The 21637-nt window shown below is 46.2% G+C and carries 17 protein-coding genes; 16 read left to right on the top strand and 1 reads right to left on the bottom strand.

Annotated features, from left to right (window positions below; genetic code table 11):
* Positions 1-13 precede the first annotated feature (13 nt).
* The 9 genes from leuB to yihA all read left to right on the top strand — a co-directional run bounded on the left by leuB (position 14) and on the right by yihA (position 12859).
* Entirely contained in the window at positions 14-1126 is a 1113-nt protein-coding gene (gene leuB / locus EJA10_RS20450) for a 3-isopropylmalate dehydrogenase (RefSeq protein WP_125481893.1), read from the top strand.
* Positions 1127-1163: 37 nt separating this feature from the next.
* Positions 1164-2573, top strand: a complete 1410-nt coding sequence (gene leuC / locus EJA10_RS20445) for a 3-isopropylmalate dehydratase large subunit (protein WP_125481892.1) — start codon at positions 1164-1166, stop codon at positions 2571-2573.
* Positions 2574-2593: 20 nt separating this feature from the next.
* Positions 2594-3199: a 3-isopropylmalate dehydratase small subunit gene (gene leuD, locus EJA10_RS20440; RefSeq protein WP_125481891.1), complete on the top strand. Its 606-nt coding sequence runs from the start codon at positions 2594-2596 to the stop codon at positions 3197-3199.
* A 285-nt stretch (positions 3200-3484) separates the two neighbouring features.
* A complete protein-coding gene (locus tag EJA10_RS20435) occupies positions 3485-4513 on the top strand; it encodes a tetratricopeptide repeat protein (RefSeq protein ID WP_125481890.1) in 1029 nt (342 codons plus the stop codon).
* Positions 4514-4670: 157 nt separating this feature from the next.
* A complete protein-coding gene (gene tig / locus EJA10_RS20430; protein WP_125481889.1) occupies positions 4671-5960 on the top strand; it encodes a trigger factor in 1290 nt (429 codons plus the stop codon).
* A 493-nt stretch (positions 5961-6453) separates the two neighbouring features.
* Positions 6454-7716 carry an ATP-dependent protease ATP-binding subunit ClpX gene (clpX, locus tag EJA10_RS20425; RefSeq protein ID WP_125481888.1) on the top strand — a complete coding sequence of 421 codons (1263 nt, stop codon included), beginning with the start codon at positions 6454-6456 and terminating at the stop codon, positions 7714-7716.
* A gap of 219 nt (positions 7717-7935) precedes the next feature.
* Complete coding sequence (lonB, locus tag EJA10_RS20420) at positions 7936-9603, top strand: ATP-dependent protease LonB (RefSeq protein WP_125481887.1); 1668 nt, start codon at positions 7936-7938, stop codon at positions 9601-9603.
* Positions 9604-9950: 347 nt separating this feature from the next.
* Positions 9951-12278 carry an endopeptidase La gene (gene lon / locus EJA10_RS20415; RefSeq protein ID WP_125481886.1) on the top strand — a complete coding sequence of 776 codons (2328 nt, stop codon included), beginning with the start codon at positions 9951-9953 and terminating at the stop codon, positions 12276-12278.
* Positions 12275-12859 carry a ribosome biogenesis GTP-binding protein YihA/YsxC gene (gene yihA, locus EJA10_RS20410; protein ID WP_125481885.1) on the top strand — a complete coding sequence of 195 codons (585 nt, stop codon included), beginning with the start codon at positions 12275-12277 and terminating at the stop codon, positions 12857-12859. The genes lon and yihA overlap by 4 nt, the downstream gene beginning before the upstream one ends.
* A 37-nt stretch (positions 12860-12896) precedes the next feature.
* On the opposite strand, the gene EJA10_RS20405 is transcribed toward yihA, so the two are convergent.
* A complete protein-coding gene (locus EJA10_RS20405; RefSeq protein ID WP_125481884.1) occupies positions 12897-13382 on the bottom strand; it encodes a LiaI-LiaF-like domain-containing protein in 486 nt (161 codons plus the stop codon).
* A gap of 255 nt (positions 13383-13637) precedes the next feature.
* On the opposite strand from EJA10_RS20405, the gene hemA reads away from it, so the two are divergent.
* From hemA to spoVID, 7 genes are all read left to right on the top strand, one after another.
* A complete protein-coding gene (hemA, locus tag EJA10_RS20400) occupies positions 13638-14984 on the top strand; it encodes a glutamyl-tRNA reductase (protein ID WP_125481883.1) in 1347 nt (448 codons plus the stop codon).
* Between the two features lie 14 nt (positions 14985-14998).
* Positions 14999-15832 (top strand): cytochrome C assembly family protein, encoded by an 834-nt coding sequence (locus EJA10_RS20395; RefSeq protein WP_125481882.1) that lies wholly within the window; start codon positions 14999-15001, stop codon positions 15830-15832.
* A gap of 13 nt (positions 15833-15845) precedes the next feature.
* Positions 15846-16781 (top strand): hydroxymethylbilane synthase, encoded by a 936-nt coding sequence (gene hemC / locus EJA10_RS20390; RefSeq protein WP_125481881.1) that lies wholly within the window; start codon positions 15846-15848, stop codon positions 16779-16781.
* Entirely contained in the window at positions 16778-17557 is a 780-nt protein-coding gene (locus EJA10_RS20385) for a uroporphyrinogen-III synthase (protein ID WP_125481880.1), read from the top strand. The genes hemC and EJA10_RS20385 overlap by 4 nt, the downstream gene beginning before the upstream one ends.
* Complete coding sequence (gene hemB / locus EJA10_RS20380) at positions 17554-18534, top strand: porphobilinogen synthase (RefSeq protein WP_125481879.1); 981 nt, start codon at positions 17554-17556, stop codon at positions 18532-18534. Before EJA10_RS20385 ends, hemB begins: the two co-directional genes overlap by 4 nt.
* Before the next feature lie 32 nt (positions 18535-18566).
* Positions 18567-19859: a glutamate-1-semialdehyde 2,1-aminomutase gene (gene hemL, locus EJA10_RS20375; RefSeq protein WP_125481878.1), complete on the top strand. Its 1293-nt coding sequence runs from the start codon at positions 18567-18569 to the stop codon at positions 19857-19859.
* A 608-nt stretch (positions 19860-20467) separates the two neighbouring features.
* The gene (gene spoVID, locus EJA10_RS20370) at positions 20468-21598 is read left to right on the top strand and encodes a stage VI sporulation protein D (RefSeq protein ID WP_246017898.1); all 1131 of its coding nucleotides are present in this window, start codon (positions 20468-20470) and stop codon (positions 21596-21598) included.
* Positions 21599-21637: the final 39 nt, after the last annotated feature.

Here is a 21637-nt window from a genome sequence, read left to right as displayed (position 1 = left end):
GGAGGCGAATAATATGGAAAAAAGGATTGCAGTCCTTCCAGGCGATGGGGTAGGCAAGGAAGTAACTAGGGGGGCAGTCAGTATCCTCGAGGCAGCAGGCGAGCTATTTGGCCATAAGTTCCATTTTTCATATGGAGCAATCGGTGGCGAGGCAATCGATGATCACGGCACTCCGCTGCCTGAGCATACCCTTAATTTGTGCAAGACAAGTGATGCCGTCCTGTTAGGGGCAGTTGGCGGACCGAAGTGGGACCGCCTGCCTGGACATATCCGCCCTGAAAAAGGCTTGCTTAAGATCAGGAAGGAGCTCGGGCTCTATGCGAACGTCCGGCCTGTCCAATATTATTCTAGCATTTCTGGTGTGTCGCCCTTGCGTAAGGACGTCGTTGAGGGAGTCGATATGGTGGTTGTCAGGGAATTGACTGGCGGGCTTTATTTCGGGAAACCTAGCGAAAGGACGTTCCAAAAGGGAGAGGCTGCCGCAGTAGATACGCTGTTTTACCAGAAGAAAGAGATTGAGAGAGTCATTCGTTATGCATTCGAATTGGCATCCACCCGGAAAGGGAAGGTTACATCAGTTGATAAGGCCAATGTCCTGGAATCCAGCCGGATGTGGCGTGAAACGGCAGAAGAAGTTGCGAAGGAATATCCAGGAGTGCAGCTGGAGCATATGCTTGTCGATAATGCGGCAATGCAGCTGATCAAAAATCCACGCCAGTTTGATGTGCTGGTCACGGAGAATATGTTTGGCGATATTTTAAGCGATGAGGCTTCCGTATTGACCGGATCTCTTGGAATGCTGCCATCTGCCAGTGTTTCCGAGGAAGGTCCGTATCTATATGAACCAATCCATGGTTCGGCGCCAGACATTGCCGGAATGGACGCTGCCAATCCAATTGCGATGATTCTTTCGGCTGCGATGATGCTAAGAATGTCCTTCGGTTTGTATGCAGAAGCAGAAGCCATTGAAAACGCGGTTAAGCAAGTCCTGGATGCTGGCAGCAGAACACGGGATATCGCCTTATTCGGCAGCGGAACGGTCTCCACTTCTGCAATGATCGAAGAAATCAAAGCAGCCCTGCTGGATAATGAAGCAATCTACAACATTATGGGCGCTTACGCGTGATAACATTGACTTTTTAACATGAAAGGGGAGGGTACGATTGGGGAAAACGATTATAGAAAAAATATGGGAAAACCATGTCGTTCATCAGGAAGAAGGCAAACCAGACCTCCTGTACATTGATTTGCATCTCATTCACGAGGTTACCTCCCCTCAGGCTTTTTCGGGGTTGAGGGTTAAGTCTCGTAATGTCCGGAGACCGGACCTGACCTTCGCGACAATGGATCATAATGTTCCGACTGTGAACCGTCAGCAGATTGACGATCCGGTTGCGAAAAACCAGATGGATACGTTAAGGAGCAATTGCCAGGAATTTGGCATTCAGCTTGCTGACCTCGATAGTCCCGACCAGGGTATTGTCCATGTCATCGGTCCCGAGCTGGGATTGACCAAACCTGGCATGACGATCGTCTGCGGGGACAGTCACACGTCAACGCACGGTGCTTTCGGTTCGCTGGCATTCGGCATTGGCACGAGTGAGGTTGAGCATGTGCTTGCGACACAGACCCTCTGGCAGGGGAAGCCTAAAACGTTGAAAATTGAGGTTTCTGGCTCTTTGGGTCCAGGGGTAGGTGCTAAAGATGTCATTTTATCGATTATCAGCGAGCATGGAGTTAAATTCGGCACTGGATATGTGATCGAATTTTGCGGAGAGGTCATCAAGAGCATGTCGATGGAGGAGAGGATGACGATCTGCAATATGTCGATTGAAGGAGGGGCGAAAGCTTCAATCGTCGCACCTGATGATAAAACCTTTGCCTACTTGAATGGAAGGAAGTATGTTCCGGAGGGAGATGCTTTCCTGGATTCAATCCTTGACTGGAAACAGCTTTCCTCAGATGAAGATGCTGTTCATGACATGGTGATTGAAATTGACGGAAACAAAATCGCTCCGATGGTCAGCTGGGGAACGAATCCTTCAATGACCGCCCCGGTATCTGGAAGGGTTCCTTACTTGCATGAATGTAGCACCGAAACTGAAAAGAAATCCCTTCAACGGGCATTGGACTATATGGGACTTCAAGAAGGTCAGCCCATTACGGATATTAAGGTTACCAAAGTTTTCATTGGTTCCTGTACCAATTCAAGGCTGGAGGATCTCCGTGCTGCTTCGGAAGTGGTCAAAGGGAATAAAGTCGCTCCTGGCGTACAGGCAATTGTTGTTCCTGGCTCTCAGAATGTTAAAAAAGCAGCTGAAGCCGAAGGTCTGGCCCAGATTTTTATTGAGGCTGGATTTGAGTGGAGGGAATCAGGCTGCAGCATGTGCCTGAGCATGAATGCGGATGTTGTAGGACCGAAGGAACATTGTGCATCCACCTCAAACCGTAACTTTGAAGGCAGGCAGGGAGCAGGTGCCCGCACGCACCTGGTCAGCCCGGCAATGGCCGCAGCGGCAGCATTGCAAGGCTGCTTTGTAGATGTCAGGAGCCTGGCTGGAGTGGAAGTATAGCAGGCAGAAAGGAGCAAATCATGTCTAGTTTTAAAGAACTTACCGGCAAAGCTGTAGCCCTTGACCGGACCAATGTGGACACCGATCAAATCATCCCGAAGCAATTTTTGAAACGAATCGAGAAGACGGGGTTCGGCCAGTACCTTTTTTACGACTGGCGCTACAAACCAGATGGCGAGCTGAATGAGGACTTTGAGTTAAATCAGGTCCAGAACCAGGGAGCTTCAATCCTGATCGCCAACGAAAATTTCGGCTGCGGTTCATCCAGGGAGCACGCACCCTGGGCACTGCAGGATTATGGATTTAACGTAATCATCGCTCCTTCTTTTGCGGATATCTTCTATCAAAACTGTCTCAAGAACGGTATCCTTCCGATTGTGTTAAGTGAAGCAGAAGTAACATACTTATTGAAGGAAGCAGCAACTCAGCCGTACAAACTGACCGTATCATTGGAACAGAAATGTGTCTGTGACAAGGATGGATTCCACGCATCATTTGAAATCAGTCCATACTGGTATAATATGCTTTTGAACGGCTGGGATGAAATCGAACTGACACTGCAGCTCGAAGGACGGATCACGGAATATGAAGAGAAGTTTAAGAAGAGAGACCAAGCCAGCGCTTAGGGACTATTCAAAAAAGGTGTAACCGATGTTCGTATTTTTAAAACTAAGGGCTCTGTTGCAGCACAATGTTGATATTAACACCTGTTGATTATAGTGGAAGGCGAAGCGCCTGGAACATAAATCAACAGTCAAATATTAAAAAAACAAAACAAAAAACAAAAAGATTCACAGGCCAAGCTTGTGAATCTTTTTGTTTTTCTCTAAATTCGTGCTAAACTTTCAAAAAGGTTATTTCGTGTCGATTATTGTATTTTTATTGAACTATTTTAATAAGGCGGTATGTGTATGAAAAAACGGGATTCGGAAAAAAACAATGTGATCCTGTTTCCCGGTCTGGAAAAGCGCCTTTTGGAGAAGGGCCTGGATTACTTAAAAGAGAAAAAATACAGGGATGCAATCCACTATCTGGAGCAGGCTCTTAGGCATGACCCAGAGAACAGCGATATTTTTGTCGGCCTTGTCCTCGCCAACTATGAAGCTGGGAACATTAAACAGGCAAAAGAGATTGCTTCAGAGATGCTGCGAAGCGGACTGGGCGACTACATCCAGGTGATCGATCTGTATCTCATGATCCTTGTCCAGTTGAATGAGTACAATGAAATTGTTTCTACTATAGAAGCGCTCCTTGAGGAACGGGAAATACCTGCAGAGAAGCATGAACATTTTATCCGGATGCTTGAATTCGGCAAACGCATGCAGGAAGGAAAAGTAGAACCTGAAATGCTGGAGCCTTTTGAAGAGGAACCAGGAATGGAAGATCAGGTGCTTGACTTATTCTCCTATACTGACCCGAACGATCAGGTCATGGTGGCGGCAAAACTTGCGAGAGAAAACATCCGCCCGTATAAAATGGAAATAACCGAGTACATAGCTTCAAGCGAAGGGCATCCATTCCTGAAGACAATGCTGCTAAATATATTGAAGGAACAGGAATTCGGAGATGAAATCGCCGTGGAAAAGTTTGGCTGGGAAGAAGCATTCGTTCCCGCCAGTCTGCCAGAACTGAAGGAATATATTGAGAACAGCGGCATCCTTCAGCTATTAAGCGGGGAAATCGAGAACGAAGACCCTGTCCTTTATGAAAATGTCCAGAGCCTGGTCGAGCGATACTTCTTTTTGGTTTATCCATTCAGGCTTCCGGCAGGACGGGCTGAAGCATGGGCGGCAGCCTGCCATTTCATTGCAAACGAGTATTATGGCTTTGATGATTCGCTTGACTCATTTGCTGAAGTGTATGGCAGCTCGAAAGAAGAAGCAGAACAGGTTCTAGGCTTTATCAGGAGGCTAGAAGAAATTTCTTACCCGATAATATAGTCCAATCTGTTGAAACGAAATGAACCTGTGTTATAATGTAGTGGTTGTATTATGTAAAAATCATTCTATTTTACATTTAATCTGGAATATTGCTTGGTTAACAAGAGTATTCATCGTCGAATGAAAATGACAATAGATTATTGTTGGAGGGAACTGTATGTCTGCAAAGGTAGAAAAAAGAGAAGGGAACCAAGCGGTTCTAACAATTGAAGTAGATGCAGAAAAAGTCAATCAAGGTCTTGACGCTGCATTCCAAAAAGTCGTTAAGCAAATTAACGTACCAGGATTCCGTAAAGGGAAAATGCCTCGCCAAATGTTCGAAAAGCGTTTCGGCGTAGAGTCTTTATATCAAGATGCTATTGATATCCTGCTCCCAGAAGCATACGCAAACGCAATCGAAGAAACTGCTATCGAGCCAGTTGACCGCCCTGAAATTGACGTAGAACAATTCGAAAAGGGCAAAAGCATGGTCTTCAAGGCAACTGTAACAGTTAAACCAGAAGTGAAGCTTGGCGAATACAAAGGATTAGAAGTTGAAGCATTCGACACAAACGTAACAGATGAAGAAGTAGACAACGAAGTAAAATCAATGCAAGAAAAACAAGCTGAGCTTGTTGTTAAAGAAGAAGGCACTGCTGAAAACGGCGACACTGTTGTTATCGATTTCGAAGGTTTCGTTGATGGCGAAGCATTCGAAGGCGGAAAAGCTGAAAACTACTCACTTGAGCTTGGTTCAGGTTCATTCATCCCTGGATTCGAAGAGCAGCTGGTTGGAACTGCTACTGGCGAAGAAAAGGATGTAGAAGTTTCTTTCCCGGAGGAGTATCATGCAGCTGAACTTGCTGGTAAGCCTGCAACTTTCAAAGTGAAGGTTCATGAAATCAAAGGAAAAGAACTTCCGGCTCTTGACGACGAGTTCGCTAAAGACGCTGACGAAGAAGTAGAAACTTTGGATGAACTTAAGGCTAAGATCAAAGATCGCCTGGCTCACGACAAAGCACACCAAAAAGAGCATTTCGTTCGTGACACTGTCGTAGAAAAAGCGGCTGCTAACGCTGAAATCGAAGTACCTGACGCAATGATCGATACTGAAATCGACCGTATGGTAAATGAGTTCGAGCAGCGCCTTCAAATGCAAGGCATGAACCTTGAACTTTACTACCAGTTCTCAGGACAAGATGAGGCTGCGCTTCGCGGACAAATGAAAGAAGAAGCAGCAACACGCGTTCGTGTGAACCTTACTCTTGAAGCAATTGCGAAAGCTGAAAACATCGAAGTATCCGATGAAGAAGTGAGCGCAGAGCTTGATAAAATGGCTGAAATGTACAACATGACAGCTGATCAAATCAAAGCTGCCCTTGGCGGAAGCCTTGATGGAATCAAAGGCGATCTTCAACTGAAAAAAGCAGTTGATTTCCTTGTAGAAAACAGCAAATCTGTTGCATAATATTAGAAAAGCGTAAGCGCCTTGGTCAGCCCCGACAAGCACTGGAGGGCCGCCCGGTGAAGTCGTTCTTTGACTTCACCGGGCGGACCGAAGTGACTCGAGGGGCTAGGCGCTGTAGCTAGACATTTCTCGAAGTGAATTTTATACTTAGTTTATAAGATAGAAACAAGGCGCGAGATCTTCGTGCCTTGTTTTCTACAATTAACACATATAAAACAATATACATACATAATTTTTTAGCAATTTCATATATGCCGATTTAATGGCATGATTTATGGTTAAGATGATTTAAGTACATATTTTTTTCACCGGTTCATAAGCACGAAACTGTCGATGTCAAGGGTTATTATTTCCTGTACCTTGGCAAAATGTGATACAATGCAATACATACCTGCTCGAAGCAGCAGAAAAAACCGTTACTTAACCTTTCGTTTCGTTTGCTTATGAATCGCAGCTTTATATATTGTTTAGAAGTTCTCAAGGGGTGAAGGCATTGTTCAAATTTAATGATGAAAAGGGACAGCTGAAATGTTCTTTCTGCGGCAAGACGCAGGATCAGGTCCGCAAATTGGTAGCAGGGCCGGGCGTCTATATCTGTGACGAGTGTATTGAATTATGCACGGAAATAGTCGAAGAAGAACTGGGCACTGAAGAAGAAGTAGAGTTCAAGGATGTTCCAAAACCATTGGAAATCCGAGATATCCTTAATGAGTACGTAATCGGCCAGGACCAGGCGAAGAAAAACCTGTCCGTTGCGGTTTACAATCACTATAAGCGAATCAACTCTAACAGCAAAATCGATGATGTAGAACTTTCAAAAAGTAACATCGCGATGATCGGGCCTACAGGAAGCGGTAAAACCTTGCTGGCTCAAACGCTTGCCCGCATTCTAAATGTACCGTTCGCGATTGCGGATGCTACTTCATTGACTGAAGCTGGTTATGTTGGTGAAGACGTAGAAAATATCCTGCTGAAATTAATTCAGTCAGCCGACTATGATGTTGAGAAAGCTGAAAAAGGGATTATCTATATTGATGAAATCGATAAGATCGCCAGAAAATCCGAAAATCCATCGATTACACGAGATGTTTCCGGTGAAGGCGTACAGCAGGCCCTTCTGAAAATTCTTGAAGGTACGGTTGCGAGTGTTCCTCCTCAGGGTGGAAGAAAGCATCCTCATCAGGAATTCATCCAAATCGATACAACGAATATCCTGTTCATTTGCGGCGGAGCATTCGATGGAATCGAGCAAATCATCAAACGCCGCCTGGGCCAAAAAGTAATTGGCTTCGGATCGGATAAAAAAGAGGAAGAAATCGATAAGAAGGAACTGCTGTCGAAGGTCCTTCCTGAAGACTTATTGAAATTCGGTTTGATCCCTGAATTCATCGGCCGTCTGCCGGTCATCGCCAGCCTGACTCCGCTTGACGAAGAAGCGCTGGTTGAAATCCTGACAAAGCCGAAGAATGCTCTTGTGAAGCAATATCAGAAAATGCTTGAGCTTGATGATGTCGAGCTTGAGTTTGAAGATGATGCTTTAATCGAGATCGCCAAAAAGGCGATTGAGCGCAAGACAGGAGCGCGCGGACTTCGTTCAATCATCGAGGGCATCATGCTGGATGTCATGTTCGACCTTCCATCACGTGAAGATATCGTTAAATGTGTCATCACGAAGGAAACTGTCGAAAACAGCATGCCGCCAAAGCTTGTGCTTGAAGATGGAACCGTCCTTAAAGATGAAAGAAACTCAGCATAATACCCGAAAGCCCGGTGTTCACACCGGGCTTTTTTTGTCATTTAATTTTATAATCGGCTGGTTAATTTCCTGATTTTGAAGGGTGATTTTTTCAAAATTCGAGTGTAGAAGTCCGACATTTCAATGGGAAAATTCACTTGAAAATATTGTTTATTCCAACAGAGTCAGGGGGATACTAGGGGAAAGCAAATAGTATCAACTTACGGGAGGGAATGTACATTGAGTTGGACGGGAATCGCCTTGTTTATACAGCTGTTCTTTGGAATCATCATTGGGCTGTATTTCTGGAATCTACTAAGGAATCAACGGACGCAGAAGGTATCGATCGATCGGGAATCCAGAAAGGAAATGGAGCAATTAAGAAAAATGAGATCGGTGTCCCTGAGTGAACCTTTAGCTGAAAAAGTCAGGCCATCCAGTTTTAAAGACATTGTCGGGCAGGAAGATGGAATCAAGGCACTGAAAGCCGCATTATGTGGACCAAATCCACAGCACGTAATCATCTACGGGCCTCCCGGCGTTGGGAAAACTGCTGCGGCCAGGCTTGTTTTGGAGGAAGCGAAGCAGAATCCTAAATCCCCTTTTAAGACTTCTTCAGTATTTGTTGAGTTGGACGCGACGACAGCCCGATTCGATGAAAGAGGAATTGCCGATCCGCTGATTGGCTCTGTCCATGACCCAATCTACCAGGGGGCAGGCGCGATGGGGCAGGCAGGCATTCCCCAGCCGAAACAAGGTGCGGTGACCAATGCGCATGGCGGCGTATTGTTCATTGATGAAATTGGTGAGCTGCATCCAATCCAAATGAACAAGCTGCTAAAGGTGCTGGAAGACCGCAAAGTATTTTTAGAAAGCGCTTATTATAATGAAGAAAACGCACAAATTCCCAGCCATATCCATGACATTTTTAAAAATGGGCTGCCTGCTGACTTCAGGCTTGTTGGCGCAACGACAAGAACCCCTAGTGAAATCCCTCCTGCCATCCGATCAAGATGCATGGAAGTATTTTTCCGTGAATTGACCCAGGAGGAAATCTCGGCAGTGGCAAGGAATGCGGCTGAGAAGGTTGAATTGAAAATGAGCGAGAAGGCAGTCGAAATCCTGTCCAACTATGCCCGCAATGGGCGTGAAGCGGTAAATATGGTCCAAATTGCTGCGGGCTTAGCGATTACAGATGATCGGTCTTATATTAAGGAAGAAGAAATCGAATGGGTCGTCCACTCAAGCCAGCTGACACCAAGGATGGAGCGCAGGATCAACGAGAAATCAGCAGTTGGACTCGTAAACGGCCTGGCTGTATATGGCCCCAACACCGGAGCGCTTCTTGAAATCGAAGTGACGGTCATTAAAGCAAAGGACAAGGGTTCAATCAATATAACCGGGATCGTCGATGAAGAGAGCATTGGCGGCCAGGGTAAGTCAATCCGCAGGAAAAGTATGGCGAGAGGCTCTATTGAGAACGTCATCACCGTTCTTCGTTCCATGGGTGTTCCAGCGGATGAATTTGATATCCATGTCAATTTTCCGGGGGGCACCCCCATCGATGGACCTTCTGCAGGGATTGCTATGGCAACCGGCATCTACTCTGCCATCTATAAAATCCCTATGGACAATACCGTGGCCATGACTGGTGAAATCAGTATCCATGGAAACGTAAAACCGATCGGGGGAGTATACCCGAAAGTAAAGGCAGCGAAAAAGGCCGGAGCAAAGAAAGTCATCATTCCAAAAGAAAACGTCCAGACCATCTTGAATGAAATCACAGGTATCGAAATTATTCCTGTCACCCATCTGGATGAAGTCTTCGAGATCGCCCTGTTAAAAGAGCATCCAAGAGAACAAATCATCAAGGCAGCGGCCGATTTGACCAAAAAAGAAACAAGCTGACACATCAAAGACAAGATAAACGGTTAAGGCAGACAGGAAAGTGCAACCACAAACTCTGATCGAAAAAAAGAACGCGGGCCGCGTTCTTTTTTTCATGAAGGTTTATTGTTCTTTTAAAAAGGAAAAGAGGCAAATAACAAGGGTATTTGCAAGACTTAAGTTATCTGGTGTAAATAGTCTTCACACCCAACTGGATGCTGACATATTTTCAGCATGTTTTCAGGATACTAAGCATTGTAGGCGAAACGCTCTTGATATTAGACACTTGAAAATAAATACGATAGAATTGAACAACAAAGTATTATATGCTAATGGAATGAGACAAAGCATGTTGGAGGTGCAATGCCATGGCGAATAAAAATGAGTATGCAGTCCCTCTTTTACCATTGCGCGGGCTGCTTGTATACCCGACAATGGTCCTTCATTTAGATGTGGGCCGTGATAAATCGGTACAGGCACTGGAAAAGGCTATGGTGGACGATCATTTGATTTATCTTACCACCCAAAAGGATATTTCCATAGATGAACCTGGCGAGGAAGACTTGTACCAAATGGGTACACTGACTCGCGTCAAGCAGATGCTGAAGCTCCCGAACGGTACGATCCGCGTATTGGTTGAGGGCTTGTCTAGGGCTGAAATCCTCGAGATCTTTGATGAGAATGACCATTTCTCCTGCAAGGTCAGGACGTATGAAGACAAGGAATCAAAAGATGTCGAAGATGAAGCATTAATGCGGACAATGCTCGAGTATTTTGAACAATACATAAAAATGTCCAAGAAGATTTCTGCGGAAACGTATGCATCCGTGTCTGATATCGAGGAGCCGGGAAGGATGGCTGATATCATCGCATCCCATCTCCCGCTCAAGCTTAAGGAAAAGCAGGAAATCCTTGAAACGATCGAGATCAAAGACCGGATGAATCGTGTCATTGAAATCATCCATAACGAAAAAGAAGTGCTTGGCCTGGAGAAGAAAATCGGCCAGCGCGTCAAACGTTCTATGGAGCGCACCCAGAAAGAATATTACCTGCGCGAGCAAATGAAGGCGATCCAAAAAGAGCTTGGTGAAAAAGAAGGTAAGACGGGGGAGATTTCCGAGCTTACCGAAAAAATCGAGCTTGCCGGAATGCCTGAACATGTGAAGGAAACGGCGATGAAAGAGCTTGACCGTTACGAAAAAGTGCCGACAACGTCTGCCGAGAGCGCAGTGATCAGGAACTACATCGAATGGCTCGTTTCTTTGCCTTGGTCGAAGGCGACCGAGGATGACCTTGATATCAACAAGGCGGAGAAAATCCTCGATAAGGATCATTACGGCCTTGAAAAAGTGAAGGAAAGGGTCCTTGAATACCTCGCCGTCCAAAAGCTGACGAACTCTTTGAAAGGACCTATCCTGTGTCTTGCAGGACCTCCGGGAGTTGGTAAAACAAGTCTGGCCAGATCGATTGCAAAGTCCCTGAACCGCAACTTTGTCAGGGTTTCCTTAGGCGGGGTGCGCGATGAATCAGAAATTCGCGGGCATCGACGCACTTATGTCGGGGCGATGCCAGGCCGGATCATCCAGGGCATGAAAAAAGCAGCGACAATCAACCCTGTATTCCTGCTTGATGAAATCGATAAGATGTCAAGCGATTTCCGCGGCGATCCCTCAGCGGCCATGCTTGAGGTGCTGGACCCTGAACAAAATCATAACTTCAGCGACCATTACATTGAAGAGACGTATGATCTTTCAAAAGTAATGTTCATCGCTACAGCCAATAATCTTTCAACTGTCCCAGGGCCATTGCTCGACAGGATGGAAATCATCAATATTGCCGGCTATACTGAGCTTGAAAAGCTCCATATCGCCAGGGACCATTTGCTTCCAAGGCAAATCAAGGATCATGGTCTGTCTAAATCACAGCTTCAGATGAAGGATGACGCGATCACGAAGCTCATCCGATACTATACACGGGAGTCTGGTGTTCGTTCCCTCGAGAGGCAGCTTGCCTCCATCTGCCGGAAGACGGCCAAAATCGTTGTATCGGGTGAGAAAAAGCGCGTGATTGTCAGCGAGAAAAATGTGGAAGACTTCCTTGGCAAGACAAAATACAGATACGGCCAGGCGGAGCTTGAAGACCAGGTGGGTGTTGCCACGGGCCTTGCTTATACAACGGTCGGAGGCGATACGCTGCAAATAGAAGTGTCGCTGTCACCAGGTAAAGGCAAGCTAGTGCTCACAGGTAAACTGGGAGATGTCATGAAGGAATCGGCCCAGGCGGCATTCAGTTATGTCCGCTCAAAAGCAAGTGACCTCGGAATCGATCCGGACTTCCATGAAAAGAATGATATCCACATTCACGTGCCAGAGGGAGCGGTTCCAAAGGACGGCCCTTCTGCGGGAATTACCATTGCTACAGCTCTTGTCTCTGCTTTGTCTGGAAAGCCGATTCGCAGAGAAGTAGGAATGACAGGAGAAATTACCTTACGAGGACGAGTGTTGCCAATCGGCGGCCTTAAGGAAAAATCCTTGAGCGCCCACAGGGCAGGCCTCACAAAGGTAATTTGCCCGAAGGATAATGAAAAGGATATCGATGATATACCAGAAAGTGTACGTAAGGAGCTTGAATTTGTGTTAGTTTCTCATGTTGATGAAGTATTGAAACACGCTCTTGCCAGTGGTGATTCTCAATGAAAGTAAACAGTGCAGAGATCGTCATCAGTGCGGTCAGGCCGGCCCAATATCCGGAAGGCAACCTTCCTGAATTTGCCTTGGCCGGTCGTTCGAACGTTGGTAAGTCCTCTTTTATTAATAAAATGCTGAACAGAAAGGCGCTTGCCAGGACTTCCTCAAAGCCCGGCAAGACGCAAACTCTTAACTTCTTCCTCATCAACGAAATGCTTTATTTTGTTGATGTTCCAGGCTATGGTTATGCCAAGGTTTCCAAGAAGGAACGCGAAGCCTGGGGGAAAATGATTGAAACCTACATTACTTCAAGGGAACAATTAAAAGCAATGCTTCTGATTGTTGACTTGAGGCATCCGCCGTCCGCAGACGATGTCATGATGTACGATTTCCTTAAACATTACGGAATTCCTGTCATCATCATCGCTACAAAGGCGGATAAAATCCCTAAGTCCAAGTGGCAAAAGCACTTGAAAATAACGAAAGAGACCCTTGATCTCGACCCGGACGATTCAGTCATCCTTTTCTCTTCTGAAACTGGAGAAGGAAAAGACAAGGCCTGGTCCATCATGGGAAGTTTCATGAAATGAAAAAATCCCGCACCGTAGACGAAACGGTGCGGGATTTTTATTTCTTTTTGAAAAATAATAGATATATTCCTATGATGACCAAGACTGCCGGCCAAAATCTCCACGCAGTCGCGACGCCATTTTCCAGGAGGCCAAGCCAGTTTGTGAGTCGGTCATAAAAAAGGAGCAGCCCTGCCAGGACAAGGAAGAGTACGCCATGAAACAAACCATTTCCCGTTTTCTGATAGCGCAGCAGAAATCCGAGGGCGATAATTAAGATAAAGGCGCCCAAGTGATCTGGCCATAGCGCGAACTTATTGACGACATGAAAATGCACTCCGAATCCTACGAGGATGACACCCGGGAAGATTGCCTCGTAATCCCTTCCCCAATATCCCTGTACCAGGAAGGCGGCACCGATGATGATCATCAATGTCGGCCATGTAAAGAATTGGCTGAACAGCGGGATGTTTTCCTGCTGAAGGTAAAAATAAATCCCGAATCCGATCAGGATCATGCCAGGTATAATTCTCTGATTTTTCATACTTTCACCACTTCCAATAAGGCTCACTTGAATTAACGGACAAACTTTGATAATGTACATTAGGGAGTATGTTTATTTGTTATTTAGATAGTCTAAACAGTAAATAAACAGATTGACGAACTTATTTATATTAATGCTTCTATATATATGATTTTTCAATAGTTGTTCACATTTACAACGTAAAAAGTAAAAAAACGTCATGTATAATTGCCTTAGCCAATTATGCAATTTCTAATGTGGGGGTGTCAATTAAAAATGCATATTATTGTAGTCGGTCTTAACTATAAAACTGCCCCTGTCGAAATCCGTGAAAGATTGACATTCAACGAGGCGACTCTCGGGGAAGCCATGAGTGCCCTTCAGCAAAAGAAGAGCATTCTTGAGAATGTCATCGTTTCAACATGCAACCGTACAGAAATCTACGCTGTCGTTGACCAGCTTCATACCGGCAGATATTACATTAAAGAATTTTTATCTGAATGGTTCGGGATTCCTCAGTCTGAATTCACGCCATTCCTGTTCATCTATGAGCAGGACGGTGCAATTGAACACCTATTCAAAGTATCTTGCGGGCTGAACTCCATGATTCTTGGTGAAACCCAGATTCTTGGACAGGTTCGTTCCAGCTTCATGCTTGGACTGGGACGGAATACAACTGGAACAGTGTTTAACCAGCTGTTCAAGCAGGCGGTCACTTTAGCAAAGCGCGGTCATTCGGAAACGGATATCGGTGCGAATGCTGTATCAGTCAGCTATGCAGCCGTTGAGCTTGCAAAGAAAATTTTCGGCTCTCTTGATCAGAAGCATGTCCTGATTCTTGGAGCTGGCAAGATGGGCGAGCTTGCAATCCAGAACCTCCACGCCAATGGAGCGAAAAAGGTTACGGTCATCAACCGTACTTATCAAAAGGCCGAGGATCTGGCCAACCGCTTCTCTGGAAATGCAAGGACTCTTGATGAACTTCAAAACGCCCTCTCTGATGCGGATATCCTGATTAGCTCAACAGGCGCCAAGGATTTTGTTGTCACGAAGGAAATGATGGTAAAGGTCGAGCAGAAGCGTAAAGGCAAACCATTGTTCATGGTTGATATTGCAGTCCCTCGTGACCTTGATCCAGAAATTGCGACACTGGAAAATATCTTCCTTTATGACATCGATGATCTTGAAGGCATCGTGGAAGCGAATCTGCAGGAACGCCAGAAAGCAGCAGAAAAAATCCTGATCATGATCGAAGGCGAAATCGTCCAGTTCAAGCAATGGCTGGGCACACTTGGTGTCGTACCAGTTATTTCTGCGTTGCGTGTGAAAGCACTTGCGATCCAGGAAGAGACGATGAACAGCATCGAACGAAAGCTCCCGCATCTTTCAGATCGGGATCGAAAAGTCTTGAACAAACATACAAAGAGTATCATCAACCAGCTTCTGAAGGATCCGATTCTCCAGGCGAAAGAGCTTGCTGCCGGACCTGATGCTGAAGAAGCGCTAGACCTATTCGTCAAGATCTTCAATATCGAACAGCTTGTTGCTGAACAAGAAGGAATCAAAACAGCTGAATCAAAGCAGGTCAGAGTTCCTTCGCCTCAGGCTTCCTTTCAGCCGTAAGAGAGGTTTTGCGTATGGTTGATTTATATATTACCCGACTGCATGAAATCACGATCGTTTTCTATGCAGCCAGCGTGCTCTTATACTTTATCGACTTTCTTAACAGTAACCGGAGGGTAAACCAAACTGCCTTCTGGTTACTTGCATTTGTATGGCTATTTCAGACCGTGTTCTTGCTCTACTATATGGTCGACAAAGGCCGGTTCCCTGTCTTGACCCTCTTTGAAGGGCTTTACTTTTATGCATGGGTGCTTGTAACGCTCTCGCTGGCGATCAACAAGCTGCTAAAAGTAGATTTCATCGTGTTTTTCACAAATGTGCTCGGCTTCATAATCATGGCGATCCACACATTCGCTCCAGTTCATTATGATTCCGAGGTCATGTCCGAACAGATGATTTCCGAGTTGCTGCTAATCCATATCACCATGGCGATCCTATCGTACGGGGCATTTTCCATATCATTCGTCTTTTCACTGCTTTACCTGATTCAGTATGACCTTTTAAAGCGGAAAAAATGGGGAAAGCTGTTACGGAGAATCTCGGATCTTTCTAGATTGGACTATTGGTCTTACATACTGAACGTCATAGGTGTCCCGTTGCTGATTCTCAGTTTGATCCTTGGGCTGCAGTGGGCATGGATCAAGGTTCCTGACCTGATGTGGTACGATGCCAAGCTGATTGGCTCATTCATCGTCCTTGCTGTCTACAGCATCTATCTGTATTTGCGGGTCGGCAAAGAGATGTATGGGAAGTCACTCGCGCTTTGGAACATCGGGTCCTTCCTGGTGGTATTAATCAACTTCTTTCTTTTCGGAAAATTATCATCTTTCCATTTTTGGTATCAATAAATAGGAGGCTGTCATGAGAAAAATTATTGTTGGCTCTAGACGGAGCAAGCTTGCGTTAACACAAACAAATTGGGTAATCCAGCAATTGAAAAAGCTTGGAGCTCCCTTTGAGTTTGAAGTAAAGGAAATCGTCACAAAAGGAGATAAAATCCTAGATGTAACCCTATCAAAAGTTGGCGGCAAGGGGCTTTTTGTAAAGGAAATCGAGCAGGCGATGCTTGATAAGGAAATCGATATGGCTGTCCACAGCATGAAGGATATGCCTGCAGTGCTTCCAGAGGGCTTGGTCATCGGCTCCATACCTGAGAGGGAAGACCACAGAGATGTCCTGATTTCAAACGGGCATGTCGGTTTCAATGACCTAAAACCAGGTTCAGTCATTGGCACAAGCAGCCTTCGCAGGAGTGCACAGCTTTTGGCAAGACGTCCTGACCTCGAGATGAAATGGATCAGAGGCAATATTGATACGCGAATTTCCAAGCTGGAAACAGAAGGCTACGATGGAATCATCCTGGCGGCTGCCGGCTTGAAGCGCATGGGCTGGGCAAGCGATACAGTGACTGAGTTCATTGATGAGGATGTATGTGTACCGGCAGTAGGCCAGGGCGCGCTATCCATTGAGTGCCGCGGCGACGACACTGAGCTTCTTCAGCTTCTAGAAAAGTTCACGTCCCCTGAGACAAGTGCAGCAGTCAGGGCAGAAAGAGCATTTCTTCACAAGATGGAGGGTGGCTGCCAGGTACCGATCGCTGGATATGCGTATATTAATGAGCAGGAAGAGATTGTCTTGACTGCACTAGTCGGTTCACCTGATGGAAAGACCATCATTAGGGAGCAGGTCACAGGAACGAATCCGGAGGAACTTGGCGAGCTAGCGGCTGACAAACTGATCAGCCAGGGTGCCAAGGATCTGATTGACCGGGTTAAGCAGGAGCTTGAAGGTGAATGATTCCGTCACGCCCGCTGCAAAATAAAACGGTTATGATTCCAAGGGGAAAGGCACACGCTAAGCCTTTCTCCGAATTGGTTGCCAGGTATGGAGGGATTCCGGTGGAAATCCCTCTAATTGCCTTTCGTCCTGTTGCAGCAACAGAAGGGCTTCGGCACAAACTGAACAATTTACATACATACGACTGGATCATTTTTACCAGCAATGTAACGGTAGAAACGCTATTCTCTTTTATAAAAGATAACCAGGGTGAGATGCCGAGAATTGCTGTGATCGGCGAAAAAACGAAAGAAGTTCTTGATATCATCGGGCAGAAGGTGGATTTCGTCCCAGGGGAATACGTGGCGGAAGGGTTTGTCGAAGAATTCCTGCCTCTTGTCCGCCAGGAGGAAAGGATCCTCATTCCTAAAGGGAACCTTGCGAGGGACTATATCTCAAGAGCCCTTATGGCGAAGGGCGCGGTAGTCGAAGAGTTAATCGTCTATGAAACGTACCTGCCGGATGAAAGCCGTGATAAGCTGGTTCAGATGCTAAGTGAACGAAGTCTTGATATACTTACATTTACAAGCCCTTCAACGATCGATCATTTCATGGAAATCGTTGAAGGCCATGAATTAACCGACAGGCTCAGTGATTGTATCATTGCCTGCATAGGGCCTGTTTCAAAAAGGAAGGCAGAGGACCGGGGCTTAAAGGTCCATGCCATGCCGGAAAAATATACAGTGGAAGAGATGCTGAAAAGCATATCCCATTACATACAGGAGGGTAATCCATGAAACATCTCGAATTCAGCCGTCATCGCCGTCTTCGCCAGTCAGCGAATATGCGCGCACTGGTACGCGAAAACTATCTTCACACAGAAGACTTGATCTATCCGCTTTTTATCGTGGAAGGAGAAAACGTCAAGAATGAAGTCTCTTCCATGCCAGGAGTCTATCATTTATCGCTGGATAACCTGAAAGAAGAAATGACGGAAGTAGAAGCGTTAGGCATCAAATCTGTTCTGTTGTTCGGCGTGCCGAATGAGAAAGACGAAGTAGGCTGCCAGGCGTACCATGACCATGGCATCGTCCAGGAAGCAATCCGAGTGATTAAGAAAGACTTCCCTGAAATGGTTGTCATCGCCGACACTTGCCTGTGTGAATACACAAGCCATGGACACTGTGGCGTCATCGAAGACGGCAAGGTGCTGAACGACCCGTCCCTTGAATTGCTTGGAAAGACAGCAGTAAGCCAGGCAAAAGCAGGTGCAGATATCATCGCACCTTCCAATATGATGGACGGCTTTGTAACAGCAATCCGTTTTGCGTTGGATGAAGCAGGCTACCATGATGTACCGATCATGTCCTACGCGGTAAAATATTCATCTGCATTTTACGGTCCATTCCGCGAAGCAGCTGAGAGCACACCGCAGTTCGGCGACCGCAAATCCTACCAGATGGATCCTGCAAACCGTATCGAAGCGATGCGCGAAGCAGAATCCGATGTCATGGAAGGTGCTGACTTCCTGATCGTCAAGCCGGGCATGCCATATCTGGATATCGTCCGTGATGTCAAAAACAACTTCAACCTGCCAGTTGTCATCTACAACGTCAGCGGTGAATACTCCATGGTCAAAGCGGCTGCGCAAAATGGCTGGATCGACGAAAGAAGCATTGTCATGGAAATGCTGACAGGTATGAAGCGCGCTGGCTCAGACCTGATCATCACCTACCATGCAAAGGATGCAGCACGCTGGCTCAAGGAACAGTAACCGGTATATTAAATTAGGAATGGGGGATCATCATGCGCTCTTATGATAAATCGATTGAAGCATTCAAAGAAGCGAAGGAGTTATTGCCAGGCGGAGTCAACAGTCCTGTCCGCGCTTTCAAATCCGTTAATATGGACCCGATTTTCATGGAAAAGGGGAAGGGTTCCAAAATCTATGATATTGACGGCAATGAATATATTGATTATGTATTGTCCTGGGGACCGCTGATTCTTGGCCACACGAACGACAAGGTGGTTGAAGGAATCAAGAAGGTAGCTGAACTGGGCACAAGCTTCGGTGCTCCGACACTAGTGGAAAACGAGCTTGCACAACTGGTCATCGACCGTGTGCCATCCATAGAAATGGTGAGAATGGTATCTTCCGGTACGGAAGCAACGATGAGTGCGTTGCGCCTTGCGAGAGGCTATACCGGCAGGAACAAGATTCTTAAGTTTGAAGGCTGCTACCACGGACACGGTGATTCACTGCTGATCAAAGCCGGTTCAGGCGTCGCGACGCTTGGCTTGCCAGACAGCCCTGGTGTTCCGGAAGGCGTTGCTAAAAACACCATCACAGTACCTTACAATGATCTTGAGAGCGTTCATTACGCGTTTGAACAGTTCGGTGATGATATTGCCGGTGTAATCGTTGAACCGGTTGCCGGCAACATGGGCGTCGTCCCTCCTGTAACAGGATTCCTGGAAGGACTCCGCGAAATCACAACACAATACGGAACAGTTCTGATTTTCGATGAAGTCATGACAGGCTTCCGTGTAGGATATAACTGTGCGCAAGGCTACTACAATGTCACTCCGGACCTCACTTGCCTTGGAAAAGTAATTGGCGGAGGACTCCCTGTAGGAGCTTACGGCGGTAAAAGAGAAATCATGGAACAAATCGCTCCAAGCGGACCGATCTACCAGGCCGGTACCCTTTCCGGGAACCCGCTGGCGATGACAGCTGGTCTGGAAACATTGAAGCAGCTGACACCTGAAACATACAAAGAATTCGAACGCAAAGCAGATATCCTTGAAGCCGGACTGAAAGAAGCGGCAGAGAAATACGGAATCCCGCACACCATCAACCGCGCAGGCTCGATGATCGGCATCTTCTTCACAAATGAAAATGTCATCAACTACGATGTCGCGAAAAGGTCAAACCTGGAATTCTTCGCTGCGTACTACCGTGAAATGGCAAACGAAGGCGTCTTCCTTCCACCATCACAATTCGAAGGCCTGTTCCTGTCAACAGCCCACACAGACGAAGACCTGCAAAAAACAATCCAGGCAGCCGAAAAAGCATTCGCCAAGCTGCAGGATAAATAAATTAATTTATGAAGACACTCTCTGCTGCCAGAGAGTGTCTTTATTTTTATTTATTGGAGGAAAAGGACGTACTTTCAGTTGACCGTTCTGAAGATGCATTGTGTTCGGATTGATACTTGGCTAGTTGCTGTATAAACGTCTCCTGTTCGGACAAAATCACGGGGCGAAGCTATTAAAATGTCCGAAGATGGCATGACTTCGGACAAAATTTAGTGATGATGCCGCGAAAATGTCCGAAGATGGCATGACTTCGGACAAAATCATGCGATGATACCGTGAAAATGTCCGAAGATGGCATGACTTCGGACAAAATCCCGCGATGATGCCGTTAAAATGTCCGAAGATGGCATGACTTCGGACAAAATCATCCGGTGTTGCCGTGAAAATGTCCGAAGGTGGCATGACTTCGGACAAAATCCCGCGATGATGCCGCGAAAATGTCCGAAGTCACAATTCAATTAAGAATTACATCCGTTCTCCATCCTCCTTTTTTATGTTCTAAATTATCATAAAAGCAAATATAGACTCATAAAGTGTTAATGACATAGTGATTTTACGCGTAAGGAATGAAAGGAGGAGTCGCTTTGTCTCAGGGGAATCAATCGTGCTTGCGATTTTCATTAGAAGAGTCAGTATGGTTTCAAAGAGGACAGGAAGTCGCGGAGCTTGTCTCGATTTCACTCGATCCGAATATAACCATCCAGGAAAATGAGCAATATGTATCCATTCGCGGATCGCTGGAGTTGACTGGGGAATATACATGCCATGAACAGCAGCAGGAAAATCAAGAGGAGCAAATCCCGGCTCTAAAGTTTGTCCATTCTGTCATGGAGAGAGACCAAGGAGTTTATGAATTCCTGCATCGTTTTCCGGTGGATATCACGATTCCGAAAAACCGCATTGAAAGTGTCTACGACATTGATATCACGGTCGAAGGGTTCGATTATGTTTTTCCGGAAGCAGACCGTCTGAAGCTGAACGCTGATCTTGCCATTACCGGATTATACGGCGAGCAGCAGCACGAGGCCGAGCAGGAAGCTGACAGTGAAGAAGCAGAAGAGCTGGAGATCAGCTACAGGGAAGAGGCTACAGCAGAGGTAGATGCAAACAGTGATGATGCCGGCGAAGCTGAACAGCCAGACTTCCCGGAAGCTCCGGCCTATTCATTTGTCCAGCAAAACGAGACATTGAATGAACAGGAAGAGCAAGATTCGTATGTGGAAGAATTATATGCACCTTTCCGGGCAGAGGCAAAGAAAACAGCCGCTGCTGAAGAACAAGCTGAACCAGTACTGCAGGAGCAGCGGGAAAACCAGGCAGTTCCTGAGTATGCTTTAAGTGATTTCCGAAGCGAGCAGATGCCTGCTCAAGAAGTTGAAGTGGAAGAAGAAGTTGAGCTTGAGGTGGTGGAGGAGCAGCCACAGGCAGAAAACATTCCTGCTGATGTAGAGGAAGCAGAAGAAGAAAGTTCATCATCTCCTCAAGCTTTGTTTAAAAAGAAGAAGCCGAACATGAAGCAGGGCATTTCGATTGCAGAGTTTTTGGCGAGAAAAGATGAAGAAGCGGAAGTGGCAAAAATAAGGGTATGCATCGTCCAGGCAGGCGATACGATTCAATCCATTTCCGAACGCTATGATGTCCCTGTGCAGCAGCTGCTCCGTGTGAACCACCTGAGCATCGATCATCAGGTGCAAGAGGGCCAGGTCCTATACGTTCCAGGAGTAGCCGTTCACCAGTAATAATGAAAGAAAGGCTGCAAGTTATAAAATGGGCCTAAT

Origin of the sequence: Mesobacillus subterraneus (genome assembly GCF_003937825.1) — a bacterium.
In the GTDB taxonomy this organism is placed as follows: Bacteria; Bacillota; Bacilli; order Bacillales; family Cytobacillaceae; genus Mesobacillus; species Mesobacillus subterraneus.
The sequence above is the reverse complement of the archived record's forward strand: the minus strand, read 5'-3'. Positions and strand labels throughout refer to the sequence as shown.